General features: G+C 58.2%; 14 protein-coding genes. 10 read left to right on the top strand and 4 right to left on the bottom strand.

Annotated features, from left to right (window positions below):
- Positions 1-83 precede the first annotated feature (83 nt).
- Positions 84-764 carry a TetR/AcrR family transcriptional regulator gene (locus CFB02_RS16440; RefSeq protein ID WP_088558864.1) on the top strand — a complete coding sequence of 227 codons (681 nt, stop codon included), beginning with the start codon at positions 84-86 and terminating at the stop codon, positions 762-764.
- A gap of 184 nt (positions 765-948) precedes the next feature.
- Here CFB02_RS16440 and yihA read toward each other — a convergent pair whose 3' ends face one another.
- Complete coding sequence (yihA, locus tag CFB02_RS16445) at positions 949-1,596, bottom strand: ribosome biogenesis GTP-binding protein YihA/YsxC (RefSeq protein WP_014578513.1); 648 nt, start codon at positions 1,594-1,596, stop codon at positions 949-951.
- 176 nt (positions 1,597-1,772) lie between these two features.
- On the opposite strand from yihA, the gene CFB02_RS16450 reads away from it, so the two are divergent.
- The 3 genes from CFB02_RS16450 (at position 1,773) to CFB02_RS16460 (ending at position 4,081) form a co-directional block, all read left to right on the top strand.
- Positions 1,773-2,381 (top strand): c-type cytochrome, encoded by a 609-nt coding sequence (locus CFB02_RS16450; protein ID WP_088558865.1) that lies wholly within the window; start codon positions 1,773-1,775, stop codon positions 2,379-2,381.
- Positions 2,382-2,525: 144 nt separating this feature from the next.
- Positions 2,526-3,161 (top strand): thiol:disulfide interchange protein DsbA/DsbL, encoded by a 636-nt coding sequence (locus tag CFB02_RS16455; protein ID WP_088558866.1) that lies wholly within the window; start codon positions 2,526-2,528, stop codon positions 3,159-3,161.
- Between the two features lie 59 nt (positions 3,162-3,220).
- The gene (locus CFB02_RS16460; RefSeq protein ID WP_088558867.1) at positions 3,221-4,081 is read left to right on the top strand and encodes an endonuclease/exonuclease/phosphatase family protein; all 861 of its coding nucleotides are present in this window, start codon (positions 3,221-3,223) and stop codon (positions 4,079-4,081) included.
- Between the two features lie 66 nt (positions 4,082-4,147).
- Here CFB02_RS16460 and rpmG read toward each other — a convergent pair whose 3' ends face one another.
- The 3 genes from rpmG to radC form a co-directional block, all read right to left on the bottom strand.
- Positions 4,148-4,303 carry a 50S ribosomal protein L33 gene (gene rpmG, locus CFB02_RS16465; RefSeq protein ID WP_008173465.1) on the bottom strand — a complete coding sequence of 52 codons (156 nt, stop codon included), beginning with the start codon at positions 4,301-4,303 and terminating at the stop codon, positions 4,148-4,150.
- Between the two features lie 11 nt (positions 4,304-4,314).
- Complete coding sequence (gene rpmB / locus CFB02_RS16470) at positions 4,315-4,551, bottom strand: 50S ribosomal protein L28 (protein WP_008173462.1); 237 nt, start codon at positions 4,549-4,551, stop codon at positions 4,315-4,317.
- Positions 4,552-4,779: 228 nt separating this feature from the next.
- Positions 4,780-5,454, bottom strand: a complete 675-nt coding sequence (radC, locus tag CFB02_RS16475; RefSeq protein WP_088558868.1) for a RadC family protein — start codon at positions 5,452-5,454, stop codon at positions 4,780-4,782.
- Between the two features lie 186 nt (positions 5,455-5,640).
- On the opposite strand from radC, the gene coaBC reads away from it, so the two are divergent.
- The 6 genes from coaBC to argE all read left to right on the top strand — a co-directional run bounded on the left by coaBC (position 5,641) and on the right by argE (position 13,506).
- Complete coding sequence (coaBC, locus tag CFB02_RS16480) at positions 5,641-6,840, top strand: bifunctional phosphopantothenoylcysteine decarboxylase/phosphopantothenate--cysteine ligase CoaBC (RefSeq protein ID WP_088558869.1); 1,200 nt, start codon at positions 5,641-5,643, stop codon at positions 6,838-6,840.
- Between the two features lie 41 nt (positions 6,841-6,881).
- On the top strand, positions 6,882-7,343 hold the full coding sequence (gene dut, locus CFB02_RS16485; protein WP_088558870.1) for a dUTP diphosphatase: 462 nt from the start codon (positions 6,882-6,884) through the stop codon (positions 7,341-7,343).
- Between the two features lie 95 nt (positions 7,344-7,438).
- Positions 7,439-10,081, top strand: coding sequence for a phosphomannomutase/phosphoglucomutase (locus CFB02_RS18515; protein WP_088558871.1), 2,643 nt, complete (start codon positions 7,439-7,441; stop codon positions 10,079-10,081).
- A gap of 57 nt (positions 10,082-10,138) precedes the next feature.
- Positions 10,139-11,035 (top strand): acetylglutamate kinase, encoded by an 897-nt coding sequence (gene argB / locus CFB02_RS16495; protein WP_088558872.1) that lies wholly within the window; start codon positions 10,139-10,141, stop codon positions 11,033-11,035.
- Between the two features lie 24 nt (positions 11,036-11,059).
- Positions 11,060-12,310, top strand: coding sequence for an acetylornithine deacetylase (locus CFB02_RS16500; RefSeq protein WP_088558873.1), 1,251 nt, complete (start codon positions 11,060-11,062; stop codon positions 12,308-12,310).
- A 26-nt stretch (positions 12,311-12,336) separates the two neighbouring features.
- On the top strand, positions 12,337-13,506 hold the full coding sequence (argE, locus tag CFB02_RS16505; RefSeq protein ID WP_088558874.1) for an acetylornithine deacetylase: 1,170 nt from the start codon (positions 12,337-12,339) through the stop codon (positions 13,504-13,506).
- Positions 13,507-13,567: the final 61 nt, after the last annotated feature.

Genomic DNA, 13,567 nt, shown 5'->3' on the forward strand with positions numbered 1-13,567 from the left:
GTATATACTCTAGTGAGTCAAGCGGAGGCGGGTGGCGAATCGGGCCATCTGTGAGCGACACAACAACAAACGCCGACGGGTCTATGAAGACAAGAGACAAAATTCTGCTCTCCAGCCTGGAGCTTTTCAACGAACGTGGCGAGCGCAACGTCACGACCAACCATATTGCGGCGCACCTGGCCATCTCGCCGGGCAACCTGTATTACCACTTCCGCAACAAGTCGGACATCATTTACGAGATCTTTCTGGAATACGAAAAACTGGTGGATTTCTACCTGGATATTCCGGAAGACCGGGCGATGACCCTGGACGACATGACCTTCTACCTGGAGTCGGTCTTCGACGGTCTCTGGAGTTATCGGTTCTTCCACCGGGATCTGGAATACCTTCTCGATAGTGATCAGAGGTTGCGCCAGGACTATCGGGATTTCACCAACCGCTGTCTGGCGTCCATCAGTCGTATCTTCGAGAAGCTGGCGGATGCGGGCATTATTGAACCCCAGGAAGAGGATCTCCGATCGGCCATGTCGCTGAACGTGTGGCTGGTGATAACCAACTGGATGGCTTTCCTGAAGACAGCACATGCGGCCGAGGCGTCCGCCTGCCTGACGCTCACGGAGCTGAAGCAGGGCATCTACCAGGTGCTCACCCTGGAAATTCCCTATCTCACCTCGGCGTATCGCGAGCGTGTTATGGCGCTGAGAGAAAAATACCGGCCGTCGCTTCATGAACTGGGCGACACCGGCACCGGGGTTTGTAAGTGAAACCCGAAAATGTGGTCAAAAAACGATCTATTCTGGAACTTTTGTCGAACACTACAGTCATATGGAGTGACGTCGGGAATTCGGACATTCCTTGCGTCTCCTGAGTGCGATCTCAGGTTTTAGCACGTCGCAAACCCTGACGTTTCACCGGTCTGCTTTCTGGCAGGCCGGTTTTTTTATGCCTTCAAGCCGTTGTCTCTGCTTCTCCAGCATCGCCCTCCAGCCACTCGATCAAGGCCTCTCGGCACTCGTCCACGCCCCGTTTTGATGTGGCAGAGAACATGATCAGATGTTCGACGCAGGAATACGATTTCAGGTTCTTGGCAATGCCCAGCATGGCGGTCTTGGCCTGGCCGTATTTCAATTTGTCTGCTTTGGTGGCCAGAATCATCAGCGGCAGGTTGTTATGTTCGCACCATTCCACCATCATTTGGTCGAAATCGGTCAGTGGGTGGCGAATGTCCATCACCAGAACCAGGCCGCGTAAACAGCGCCGGTCATTCAGGTAGTGGCCCAGGTGCTTTTGCCAATCGTCTTTCATGTCCCTGGATACTTTGGCATAGCCGTATCCGGGCAGGTCGACCATTCGGCAATTCTCGCGGTTCAGAGAGAAGAAGTTGATCAGTCGGGTGCGCCCCGGAGTTTTACTGGTTCGCGCCAGCTTGCCATTAGCGGTGATCGCGTTCAGTGCGCTGGACTTTCCGGCATTGGATCGGCCGGCGAAGGCAACCTCCGCTCCGAAATCGGGCGGGCACTCGTCCAGACGGGAAGCGCTGATGAGGAATCGGGCGCTGTTAAATGAGAGGCTTTTTTGAGTCAGATCAGGGTCCACAGCGGTTGGCTTTCCTTTGGATTTCAGTTATCAGGGATTAATGTATAATGCTACACCAATTCCGGGCGGCGCGCTGTGCGCGACCGCTGTCAGCCCCGGTTTTGAGCCTGACTGGTCAGTGCCTGCCGGCTGCGTAGCGAAGAATACCTTTAAAAGATGAGAGAAGCGGAGCGAGCATGAAAAAACTGATCGCAGGAGTAGTTCTCGGTGTTGGCCTCACAGCGATGGCGCACGGGGCTGGAGATCCTCAAGCAGGCGAACAGAACGCAGCGGTATGTGCCGGTTGTCACGGCCAGAATGGTGCGAAGCCCATTATGGGTTCTTATCCCAAGCTGTCCGGTCTTGGTGAAAAATATCTGTATCGCCAGCTGGTGTTGATCAAGGACAAAGAGCGGAATATCGCGGAAATGACCGGCATTCTGGATAACATGGATGATCAGGATCTGCAGGATCTGGCGGCGTATTTCAACAGTAAGGAAATGGTCGTTGGCCAGGCTGACCCGGATCTGGTGGATCAGGGTGCTGCTCTGTACCGCGGCGGTAACATGGCAACCGGCGTCCCCTCCTGTGCCGGCTGTCATAACCCACAAGGTGTTGGCAACGAGCCGGCCGGCTACCCGGCTCTCGGCGGCCAGAACGCGGAGTACCTGATCAAGCAGTTGAAAGCCTATCGCGATGGTGAGCGTCAGAGCGGTGTGAACGCATCGATCATGATGGACGTGGCTTCGAAGCTGACCGACGCCGAAATCGAAGCGGTCTCCAGCTACATTTCCGGCCTGAACTGAAGCTGCCGGACTGTGTCGAAAACCCCGCCCTGTGCGGGGTTTTTTTGTTGCCTTTCGTTTCTGTAACTGCCGACCGGTGGAACTTTTCGGGTACGCTGGGTCATAATCCTCCCAAAACGACTTAGAGATAATCGGAGATTTTTCATGTTTCGATCCTTCAGAACGGCCTTCCTGCTTATTTTGGCGCTGTCTTTTACCGGCCTGGCCAACGCCGCAGATTGGAAAGAAGGGGTCCATTACAACCGGTTGGAAAACCCGGTAAGAACCGACAGCGATTCCGGTATCGAGGTAGCGGAAGTCTTTTGGTATGGCTGCCCCCACTGTTACAACTTCAAACCCCTTGTTGAGGCGTGGGCGGCAAGCGCTCCTGATTACGTCAATTACGTAAAAATTCCTGCGGCACTGGGAAGGAATTGGGAGCCGCACGCCTACGCCTTTTATGCGCTTGAGTCCATGGGGGATCTGGACAAGGTGCACGATGCCCTGTTTGATGCGCTTGCCGGCGAGCGTCGTCCGCTGAATACACCGGAAGCGCTTGCCGATTTCGTCGCGGAATATGGAGTTGATCCGGATGAGTTTGTGAGCACCTATAAAAGCTTTGGTGTGAACGCCCGCATGCAAAAGGCCCAGTCGAAAATCCGCGGTGCGCGGATTACCGGTACGCCGACTATGCTGGTGAATGGCAAGTACACTATCAGTGCATCCATGGCCGGTAGCCATGAGGCTGTTCTGGAGGTTGTGGACTACCTTGTCGCCAAGGAGCGCGGCGAGGTGGAGTAAAGCGCTCCAGGAAGCCTGAAGCAGGTACAAAAAGCAGCCGGCTGGTTGAGACCGCCACTATGTACAAGCATATAAGAAAGCAGTTGAATGGCATCCTGAAGCCGGCCGGCGGGCCGAGGGGTGCCTGCTCCGGGACCGAGCATGTTCCCGAGTTCGAGCCGCAACGACATATTCGTCTGCTCACCTTTAACATCCAGGTGGGAATCAACACCTCGTCCTATCGTCATTACCTCACGCGAAGCTGGCAGCACATACTGCCTCACCGTAACCGTATCGAAAATCTGGACCGGATTGCTTCCCTGCTGCGCGGGTACGACGTGGTGGCTCTTCAGGAGTGTGATGGGGGCAGTCTGCGCAGCGGCTATATCAACCAGGTGCAATATCTTGCCGAAGCGGCCGGCATTCCCTACTGGTACCAGCAACTGAACCGGAATCTCGGTCAGATCGCCCAGCACAGCAATGGCCTGCTGAGCCGGTACCGGCCTCTGGACGTTACCGAACACAAGTTGCCAGGCCTGATTCCGGGCCGGGGCGCTATCATCGCCCGGTACGGAACCGAACATGATCCACTGGTGCTGGTGCTGATGCATCTTTCCCTTAGCAAGACGGCTCAGCAACGCCAGCTGGGCTACATCCGGGAACTGATTGCCGACTACCGGCATGTGGTTCTGATGGGGGACATGAACGCCCATGCCGAACAGCTGCTTACCCAGACGCCCCTCAGGGAAACCGATCTGGTGCCATTGCCAGACACTGCCCACAGTTTTCCGAGCTGGCGGCCAGAGAAAGCCCTGGATCATATTCTCGTGAGCCCTTCACTGCAGATCCGGCGTTCGGAAGTGGTGAGCTACCCGATGTCGGATCACCTGCCTATTGCCATGGATGTTGCGTTACCTGAGGGCTATCTGGAGAAGTTTTGAGAGGCATAGACCCACAAAAAAGCCCGGCGCATTGGCCGGGCTTTTTTGTAAACGCCGGATCAGGAATTACTTGATCTTGGCTTCCTTGTACGCAACGTGCTTGCGGACAACCGGATCGTACTTTTTGATCTCGATTTTTTCCGGAGTGTTACGCTTGTTCTTCTTGGTCGTGTAGAAGTGACCGGTACCTGCTGATGAAACCAGCTTGATTTTCTCGCGCATGATGCGGCTCCTTAAAATTTCTCGCCGCGGGCACGAAGATCGGCCAGCACAGCGTCAATGCCTTTTTTGTCGATGATGCGCATGCCCTTGGTGGATACGCGCAGCTTCACGAAACGCTTCTCGGACTCAACCCAGAAACGATGGTTCTGCAGATTCGGCAGAAAACGACGACGAGTGTGGTTCATCGCGTGGGATACGTTGTTACCGGATACCGGACGCTTACCGGTAACCTGACAAACTCTGGACATACTTGCCTCCGACCTGAGCAATGGTCTCAATAATACGAATTCGTTTTTAATGCGTCTCTGGTTGCTAAGGAGCCATTACGCCCCCATTCGCGCCTCTAAACTGAACGCTGCTCGCCAGACGCCGCCAGAAAGGGACGCTTTTATACCAGAACTCGCCCCCCAACGCAAAAAATTGTTGGGAATTTGGCCAGTTTTCCGGCATCGACGTGCACGGTTAACCATCGGGCTTCACAGCAGACCCCGTTCAGCGAGAGATACTACCTCACCATGGCCAACAACCATATGGTCAAGAACCCTGATATCCACCAGTCCGAGGGCCTCTTTCAAACGGCGGGTCAGGGAAATGTCGGCCTGGCTCGGTTCAGCGACGCCCGACGGGTGGTTGTGAGCGAAAATCACCGCTGCTGCATTGTCCTCCAGAGCCTGTCGCACCACTTCCCGCGGATAGACGGCCGCGCCATCGATGGTGCCCCGGAACAACTCACGGTATTGGATGACGCGATGGCGATTGTCCAGAAACAGGCCTGCGAAAACCTCGTGCGGGTACGTGCCGAGTCGACTGGTGAGGAACCGGCGGGTATCTTCGGGCGACCGCAGGGGGTCCCCCTGACGCAATGGTTCGTCCATGACCCGCCGGGCCATTTCCATGGCTGCCTGCACCTGGGCATATTTTGCTGTTCCCAGGCCTTTGACATTACAGAACTGACGTTGGGAGGCGGTCAGCAGCCCCCGCAGCCCGGAAAATTCCTCAATCAGGTAGCGTGCCAGTGCCATGACCGGCATGCCGGTGGTGCCGGTGCGTAGAAAAATCGCGAGCAGTTCGGCGTCGGAGAGGGTTTGCGCGCCGTGGGCGAGCAGGCGTTCCCTTGGACGTTCGTCCGTGGGCCAGGCGGGGTCTGACATCGTGGCTTCCTTGCATTGGTTGTCTCCTGCCCTCGTGCTTCCTGCACCGCGACGGGCATCTCAGGGTTACAAAGGTTACTTTAAAAACTAACAATCGGTAAACGTATGCCGGCTCTGGCAGGCTGTCGCTGCGGCCTGAGCATGCTATCTTATAAGCCTTTCATTTTATGCGGAAACGGAGCCCTTATGGCCGCCAGACGAATCCTCCTGGGAGTAACCGGTGGTATCGCTGCCTATAAAAGCGCCGAACTGGTTCGCCAGCTCAAGAAAGCGGGCCATGAGGTGCGGGTGGTCATGACCCGCGGGGCGGAAGCGTTCGTGGCACCACTGACCTTCCAGGCCCTCAGTGGCGAGCCCGTGAGGACGTCCTTGCTGGACCCTGAGGCGGAAGCTGGTATGGGGCATATTGAACTGGCCAAGTGGGCTGATCAGGTAGTCGTTGCGCCGGCGTCGGCCGATTTTATTGCCCGCCTTGCCCAGGGTATGGCTGACGACCTTTTAACCACCGTCTGTTGTGCAACAGAGGTGTCCATTGCGGTGGTGCCTGCGATGAATCAGGCAATGTGGAGCAATGGCCGTACCCAGAGAAATATCCGGCTTCTTGAAGAGGATCCCCAGATCGAATTATGGGGGCCGGCTCAGGGAGCGCAGGCCTGTGGTGATACCGGGCCAGGGAGAATGTTGGAGCCGGAGGACATTGTTGCGCTTGTCGATCACGGTCGCACAGGCGTGCTCGCTGGCAAGACGGTCGTGATTACTGCAGGCCCGACCCGAGAGCCTATCGACCCGGTGCGCTATATAAGCAATCACAGCTCCGGGAAAATGGGTTATGCCCTGGCCAGCGAGGCGCAGAAGGCAGGTGCCCGGGTGATTCTGGTCAGTGGTCCGGTAGCGCTTTCTGCGCCTATCGGTGTCGAGGTTCGTCCGGTGTTAACGGCCGAGGACATGTTGCAGGAAGCTTCAAGCGCAGTGGATGAGGGCTGTGACCTGTTTATTGCGACAGCTGCGGTTGCGGATTACCGGCCGGAAACCTGTGCCGGAGACAAGATCAAGAAGTCCAGTGACGCCATGGCGCTCTCGCTGGTGCGCAATCCCGACACCCTGGCTACCATAGCAGGCCGCGACGATTCGCCTTTTACCGTAGGTTTCGCGGCCGAAACCACCGATGTGGCGAGCTACGCCACCGAAAAAATGCAACGCAAGAAGCTGAACATGATCGTGGCCAACGATGTGTCTGCGCCCGGGCTGGGCTTTAACAGCGACAACAATGCGGTGACCGTATTCTGGCCGGGCGGCCAGACGTCGATCGGTCCCGACAGCAAAACGAACATTGCCCGACAGCTTGTGGCGATGATAGGTGAACATCTTGGTCAGGCCGCCCGCTGACTCAGCGCAGCGCACCTGCACTACAATCGACAGGACCCCTCATGAGCAGGAAAAATCTTCAGGTACGCATTCTGGATGATCGCATTGGCAGCCAGATTCCCTTTCCCGAGTATGCCACCGAGGGCTCTGCAGGCCTTGACCTTCGGGCCTGCCTGGACGAGCCGCTGACCCTCGAGCCGGGCGATACCCAACTGATCAGGACAGGATTTTCGATCCACATTGCCGATCCATCGCTGGCGGCCATGATCCTGCCCCGAAGCGGGCTCGGCCACAAGCACGGTATTGTGCTTGGCAACCTGGTGGGTTTGATCGATTCGGATTACCAGGGCGAGTTAATGGTGTCCTGCTGGAACCGGGGGCGCACCAGCTTTACCGTGGATGTGGGGGAGCGTCTGGCACAATTGGTGCTGGTACCCGTTGTTCAGGCTGATTTTGAGGTGGTTTCGGAATTCGACGCCAGCGCCCGCGGTGACGGCGGCTTTGGCTCCACCGGCACCCGGTGACCGGGAAGCCGGCCACGCAGAACATTGTGCCGGCGTCTATACTTTGCGGATAACTGCTTGTCCAGGACGATAAAATTACAACTGCAGGATGGACTATGAAGCTGGGTAAAAAGAAAGATGCCGACGCGTCCGTTGATGAAAAGCCGGCGAAGAAGGCGGTGAAGAAGGAAAAAACCAGTTCTTCGGGACCAAAACTGAAGAGACTCAATTCCGTGGCGGTGAACCAATCGCTGGTCGTGGTGCTTGCGGGGGTGATTGCTGTTGCCTTGCTTCATTTTCTGGTAGTTCAGCCGTCGGCAAAGGAGCGCTTCGAGTCATTGAAAGTCCTGGAGGCGGATGCCGCTGCGCTGCGACTGAACCAATATTTTGACCAGGTCCAGAAAAGCGTCAATGGTCTGGCGACGCAGCCCCATGTCATTCAGGCCCTGAACAGCCGGAACGAGATTCCGGCAACCGAGGTGCAGCTGGCGGATTCACTACCCGGCATTGAGGCGGTTCATCTGTTTCCCTACCGTGACATTCCACGCACCTCCAACAGTGAGGGCCTGCTGGGCTTCTCGGGGCTTGAGCTGGCCCGGCGCGCTGAAACCGGCCAGCGGCTGTTTCCGGATGCGTTCCCAAGGGATAACCGGTGGTTTGTCCAGATGGCAACCCCGGTTCGAAACCCGACCAGCAATGCGGTCATCGGCAGCCTGCTGATTATCTTCGACTCCGGCCAGATCCAGCCGTTGCTGCAAGTGGTCAACTCCAGCCTCGGTGGTCAGCTTGCGCTGGTGCAGACCGTGTCCGGTTCATCCCGCACCGTGGTCAGTAACGGTAGCGGCTCCGGAAACGCCGAATCCCGCCGGCTTTCCAATCCGGACTGGACCGTAGCCTATACCCCTGCCAAATCGTCTGCAGCGCCGGTTGATACGGTGATGATCGCCCTTCTGGTCGGCGTGCCCGCGTTGATCGCTGCGATCATCGTCTGGGTACTGCTGGGCGGGGCTCAGAAGGGCTTGCGTCAGGACGTGACGGCCCTGATCCAGTGGGCCCACAAGGTGTTCGGCGGAGAGCGGGTAAAACTGCCGACCTTCCGTTGGGATATGGTGGCTTCAACCGGTGAGGTGCTCTACCGCTTGTCCCAGGTGGTTGATAAACGGGTTGCCAAGGCTGGCGCAACCGCCAAACCCAGGCCGGCCGGTTCCGGAAAGTCTGGCGGTGGTGCCGCCAAGGGCGGCGATGAGCCTCTGTTCCAGGACAAGGACATGCCCGATATCGACATGCTTGATGGCGATGAGGACGTTCTCGGCTTCGGCAGCGGCGATGATACCCTGTTCGGGTCCGGTGACACTCCGGACGTAGAAGAGGTGACCCTGCCTCAGGTGGAGCTTTCTCAGGATATTTTCCGGGCCTATGACATTCGAGGCATTGTCGGCGAAACCCTGACCGCCGAGGGCGTTGAAGTCATCGGTCGGGCCATCGGTTCGGAGGCCCGGGAGCGCGGTGTCGACAGCCTTTGCATTGGTTATGACGGCCGCCATTCCAGCCCGGATCTGGCCGATGCCCTGGCGCGCGGTGTCATGGCAGCCGGGTGCAACGTGATTCACGTGGGTGCGGTGCCCACACCGGTCCTCTATTTTGCCACCCACGAACTCCAGACTGGCTCTGGCGTTATGGTGACCGGCAGTCACAACCCGGCCAACTACAACGGCCTGAAAATCATGTTGGGTGGTGAAACCCTTTCAGGTGAGGCCATCCAGAAACTGTATCAGCGCATCCAGACCGGAGATTTTGCCAGCGGTCGGGGCAGCCAGAGCACCGAGGATGTGCGCCGTGCCTACCTGGACCGGATTGTTGGCGATATTGCGGTAGCGGCACCGCTCAAGGTGGTCGTTGATGCCGGCAATGGCATTGCCGGTGAGCTGGCGCCCATGCTGATCGAGGAACTGGGCTGCGAAGTGATTCCGCTCTACTGCGAGGTGGACGGTGACTTCCCGAATCACCATCCCGACCCAGGTAAGCCGGCGAATCTGGCGGATCTGATTGCCCGGGTTGAATCGGAAGGGGCCGACATCGGTTTGGCCTTCGACGGCGATGGTGACCGTCTTGGCGTGGTGACCAATTCTGGCAAGATTATCTGGCCGGACCGGTTGATGATGCTGTTCGCCCGGGATGTGGTTTCACGGAATCCGGGGGCCGATGTCCTCTACGATGTGAAATGCAGCCGCAGGCTGGCCGGAGTGATTTCAGAAGCCGGTGGCCGACCGATCATGTGGAAAACCGGTCATTCCCTGATGAAGGCAAAAATGAAAGAGACTGGCGCCTTGCTGGCTGGGGAAATGAGTGGTCATATCTTCTTTGGCGAGCGCTGGTACGGGTTTGATGACGGTCTGTATTCCGCGGCCCGCCTGCTGGAAATTCTGGGCATTGAGGATCGTCACAGCGATGAGGTCTTCGAGGATTTCCCGGATGACATCAGTACGCCAGAGCTGAACGTCGAAGTGACGGAAAGTTCCAAGTTCGACATTATCAAACGCCTCGGCGAGTCCGGGGATTTCGGTGACGGCAGTATCAGCACCATCGACGGCATCCGGGTGGACTACGCCGACGGCTGGGGGCTGTGCCGGGCATCAAACACCACACCAATGCTGGTCTTACGCTTTGAAGCGGAGACCGACGAGGCACTGGAGCGTATCAAGTCTGTGTTCCGCGACCAGCTGCAGAAGGCTGCGCCGGATCTGGTGGCGGATTTCTGATTCGCAGTCACCGAGTTTCGCAGGCAAGTTTCAATACAGGATCAACAAGGCAAAAACATGGCGCTGGATCGTGAAACAGCAATGCAGGTGGCCTCGGTACTGAGCCGGGGTCTGCCTTATATTCAGAGATTTACCGGCAAGACAGTGGTCATCAAATATGGCGGTAACGCCATGGAGAACGAAGACCTGAAAAGCAGTTTCGCCCGCGATGTGGTGCTGATGAAGCTGGTGGGTATCAATCCGATCGTCGTGCACGGCGGCGGCCCCCAGATTGGCGAACTGCTGGAACGCCTCAATATACAGTCCCGTTTCGTCAATGGTATGCGGGTTACCGACTCCGAAACCATGGACGTGGTGGAGATGGTGCTTGGTGGTCAGGTGAACAAGGAAATCGTGTCCCTGATTAATTCCCACGGTGGCATGGCCGTTGGGCTCACGGGGAAAGATGCCAACCTGATCCGGGCTCGCAAGCTGGAGGTCGTCGACCGCTCTCCCGAACTGGAACGCCCGGAGATTATTGACATCGGCCACGTGGGCGAGGTGGCCAGTGTCAATGTGGATGTGATTGACATGCTTACCCGCAGCAACCTGATTCCCGTGATTGCACCGATTGGCGTGGGACCGGATGGCGCCTCCTACAACATCAATGCGGATCTGGTGGCGGGCAAGGTGGCCGAAGCCATGAAGGCCGAGAAGCTGATGCTGCTGACCAACGTCTCCGGCCTGAAGAGCAAGGAAGACAAGGTGCTTACCGGGCTCACGGCCAAGCAGGTCAATGATCTCATCGAGGACGGCACCATTCATGGTGGCATGCTCCCCAAGATCCGGTGTGCACTGAGTGCCGTCGAAAACGGCGTGCGCACGTCCCATATTATCGACGGCAGGGTCGCGCATGCGTGTCTGTTGGAGATCTTCACTGATGAGGGTGTCGGCACCCTGATTTCCCGTAACTGACGGCACCCGACAAGGAGTCTCCGGATGAAGCGCCTGCTTGCGACGCTGGTAATACTGGTTCTGGTCGGCTTTGCCGCATTCAAGGCGGGGGTCTGGTGGCTGGCGGATCAGCGCATGGCCGATGCGAGACAGGCGCTGGAGCCCCACGGTGTTCTGCATAGGGGCAGCATCAGTTCCGGTGTCGAGGGCCGGTTGGTTCTCAAGGACGCCAGCTGGCAGGATTTCGAGCTCACCCAGCCTCTGGACATGGCGAGGGTGGAGCTTGATACCGGCTCACCCGTCAGTTTGCTGTCTGTCCTGTTCGACCCGGCTGGCATGCCGGAACAATGGACCTTGCGACTCGACGGCCTTGGCCTGACCCTGGACCCGACCATGCTTCGTAACTGGGTCACCGCAGAAGGCGCCAACAGCGAGGGCGATCCGGCCTTGTTTGCGCTTTCCTGCGCGCCAGATCCGCGCCAACAGCTGGGTAGCGGTGATCTGATCCGCATGGGCATCACAGCGCTCGCCGGGGATGGCTTCGTGCGACAGACTCCGGGCCATCTCCATGCCGAGTTGAATACCGTCAGCACCGGCAGTCTGGAGCTGGACTGGCGTGATGCTCGAATCCGGATCCAGGATGCCGAGCTGACCGTTGCCGGTGGCGCCGAGCCGATGACGCTGACCTTGCGTGATGGTGGCCTGATGCGTCGCATCGCCGCCTATTGCGCCCGCGAAGCCGGTATCGAAACCGGAGAATGGGCCGGGCGCGCAGTGCAGGCGCTGTCTGCCGGGCTTGAGGCCCGGGGCCTGGCCGCCAGTGACCAGCTGAAAGCGTTGTACCGGCAGTGGCTGCTGGAGGGCGGTGAGCTCACGGTAAATGTGCAGCCGGCTCAGCCACTGCTCGGGGTGCCCGTGAGAACGGCTGAAAACGAGGCTGCGGGCATGAGCTGGCCCGTCCGTTACAACGGTGCAGGCGTGCCGGACGTCTATCTGGCCGAGGCTGAGCCGGTTGTTCAGGAAACACCGGACGTGGCCGTCGAGCCGGTGGTGCCACGTGAGGATCCTGAGATCGAAACCTGGTATCCGGCGAGTCTTGAAACCGCTGAACAATGGATTGACCGGCAGGTTCGTGTAACCCTCTCAAATGACAATGTTGTAGAGGGTCGTCTGGTGAGCGTCAGCGAACGCGAGCTGGAGGTGGCCCGGGTTATCGCTGGCGGTGAAGTCGCCTACCCGATGTTGATCCGGGCGATTACCAACTTTGAAGTCTGGCGGCGTGGCCGTGCACAATGATTCCAATGGGAATCTGAGAGGAAACTATGTCGCAGTCCGATAGCAAATCCGCAGTGGTGCCGGGTATTCGTGACATGCTTGCCCGCCTGATATCTCTGCCCTCAATCAGCAGCGCGTCGGCACAATGGGATCATAGTAACGAGCCCGTGGTGCGAACCCTGGCAGAATGGCTCGAAGCCCTCGGGTTTGCCGTGGAAATTCTGGAAGTGCCCGGCATGCCCGGAAAGTTCAACCTGATCGGAACCCTTGGCAGCGGCCCGGGCGGTCTTGTGTTGTCCGGCCATACCGATACGGTGCCCTTTGATGACAAACGCTGGCAGAGCGACCCCTTTACCCTGACCGAGCGGGACAATCGCTGGTACGGGCTGGGTACCTGCGACATGAAAGGCTTTTTCCCGCTGGCCATTGAAGCAGCCAGGGCCTTTGTGGACGAAGATCTCAAGCAGCCCCTGATCATACTGGCCACCGCCGACGAAGAGAGCTCCATGGACGGCGCCCGGGCCCTGGCCGAAGCTGGCAAGCCCAAGGCCCGCTACGCGGTCATCGGCGAGCCAACCAGCCTGAAACCGGTACGCATGCACAAGGGCATCATGATGGAGCGCCTGAAATTCGAGGGCCAGTCCGGCCACTCTTCCAACCCGGCTCTCGGTCGCAACGCCATGGAGGGGATGCACGAAGCGCTCACCGAGTTGCTGGCGCTCCGCTCAGGATGGCAGGAAAAGTATCGTAACCCGAACTTCGAAGTGCAGTTTCCGACCCTGAACCTTGGCTGCATCCACGGCGGCGACAATCCAAACCGTATCTGTGCCCAGTGCGAACTGCACTTTGATCTGCGCCCCTTGCCGGGCATGAATATGGAAACCCTGCGCCAGATCATCTTGAGCAAGGTGCAGCCGATCGCGGAACGGCGGGAACTGTCCCTGGAATTCGAGCCGCTCTTTGATGGCGTGCCACCGTTCGAAACTCCGGCCGATGCCGCTCTGGTCAAAGCCTGCGAGAAACTGACGGGCCATACCGCCCACGCTGTTGCTTTCGCCACGGAAGCGCCCTGGTTGCAGAAGCTCGGCCTGGAAACCCTGGTCATGGGCCCCGGATCCATCGATCAGGCGCACCAGCCCGATGAATTTATCGAGCTGTCCCAGCTTGATCCAACCGTTAAGGTACTGCGAGGGCTGATCCGACAGTTTTGTCTCTGAGTGTGGCGCAGGCACTTCCAACGCCTGCGGAGAGTCCTGGCGGGGAGGGTGTGCCAAAACC

The sequence above is a fragment of the Marinobacter sp. es.042 genome (genome assembly GCF_900188315.1).
In the GTDB taxonomy this organism is placed as follows: Bacteria; Pseudomonadota; Gammaproteobacteria; order Pseudomonadales; family Oleiphilaceae; genus Marinobacter.

Excerpts from the sequence above, each read along its gene's own strand:
- coaBC (WP_088558869.1), top strand. The coding sequence starts at position 5,641 with ATGGCCGCCAGACGAATCCTCCTGGGAGTAACCGGTGGTATCGCTGCC.
- CFB02_RS16455 (WP_088558866.1), top strand. The coding sequence starts at position 2,526 with ATGTTTCGATCCTTCAGAACGGCCTTCCTGCTTATTTTGGCGCTGTCT.
- CFB02_RS16460 (WP_088558867.1), top strand. The coding sequence starts at position 3,221 with ATGTACAAGCATATAAGAAAGCAGTTGAATGGCATCCTGAAGCCGGCC.
- argE (WP_088558874.1), top strand. The coding sequence starts at position 12,337 with ATGTCGCAGTCCGATAGCAAATCCGCAGTGGTGCCGGGTATTCGTGAC.
- CFB02_RS16500 (WP_088558873.1), top strand. The coding sequence starts at position 11,060 with ATGAAGCGCCTGCTTGCGACGCTGGTAATACTGGTTCTGGTCGGCTTT.
- rpmB (WP_008173462.1), bottom strand. The coding sequence starts at position 4,551 with ATGTCCAGAGTTTGTCAGGTTACCGGTAAGCGTCCGGTATCCGGTAAC.
- dut (WP_088558870.1), top strand. The coding sequence starts at position 6,882 with ATGAGCAGGAAAAATCTTCAGGTACGCATTCTGGATGATCGCATTGGC.
- CFB02_RS16440 (WP_088558864.1), top strand. The coding sequence starts at position 84 with ATGAAGACAAGAGACAAAATTCTGCTCTCCAGCCTGGAGCTTTTCAAC.
- rpmG (WP_008173465.1), bottom strand. The coding sequence starts at position 4,303 with ATGCGCGAGAAAATCAAGCTGGTTTCATCAGCAGGTACCGGTCACTTC.
- CFB02_RS18515 (WP_088558871.1), top strand. The coding sequence starts at position 7,439 with ATGAAGCTGGGTAAAAAGAAAGATGCCGACGCGTCCGTTGATGAAAAG.
- CFB02_RS16450 (WP_088558865.1), top strand. The coding sequence starts at position 1,773 with ATGAAAAAACTGATCGCAGGAGTAGTTCTCGGTGTTGGCCTCACAGCG.
- radC (WP_088558868.1), bottom strand. The coding sequence starts at position 5,454 with ATGTCAGACCCCGCCTGGCCCACGGACGAACGTCCAAGGGAACGCCTG.
- argB (WP_088558872.1), top strand. The coding sequence starts at position 10,139 with ATGGCGCTGGATCGTGAAACAGCAATGCAGGTGGCCTCGGTACTGAGC.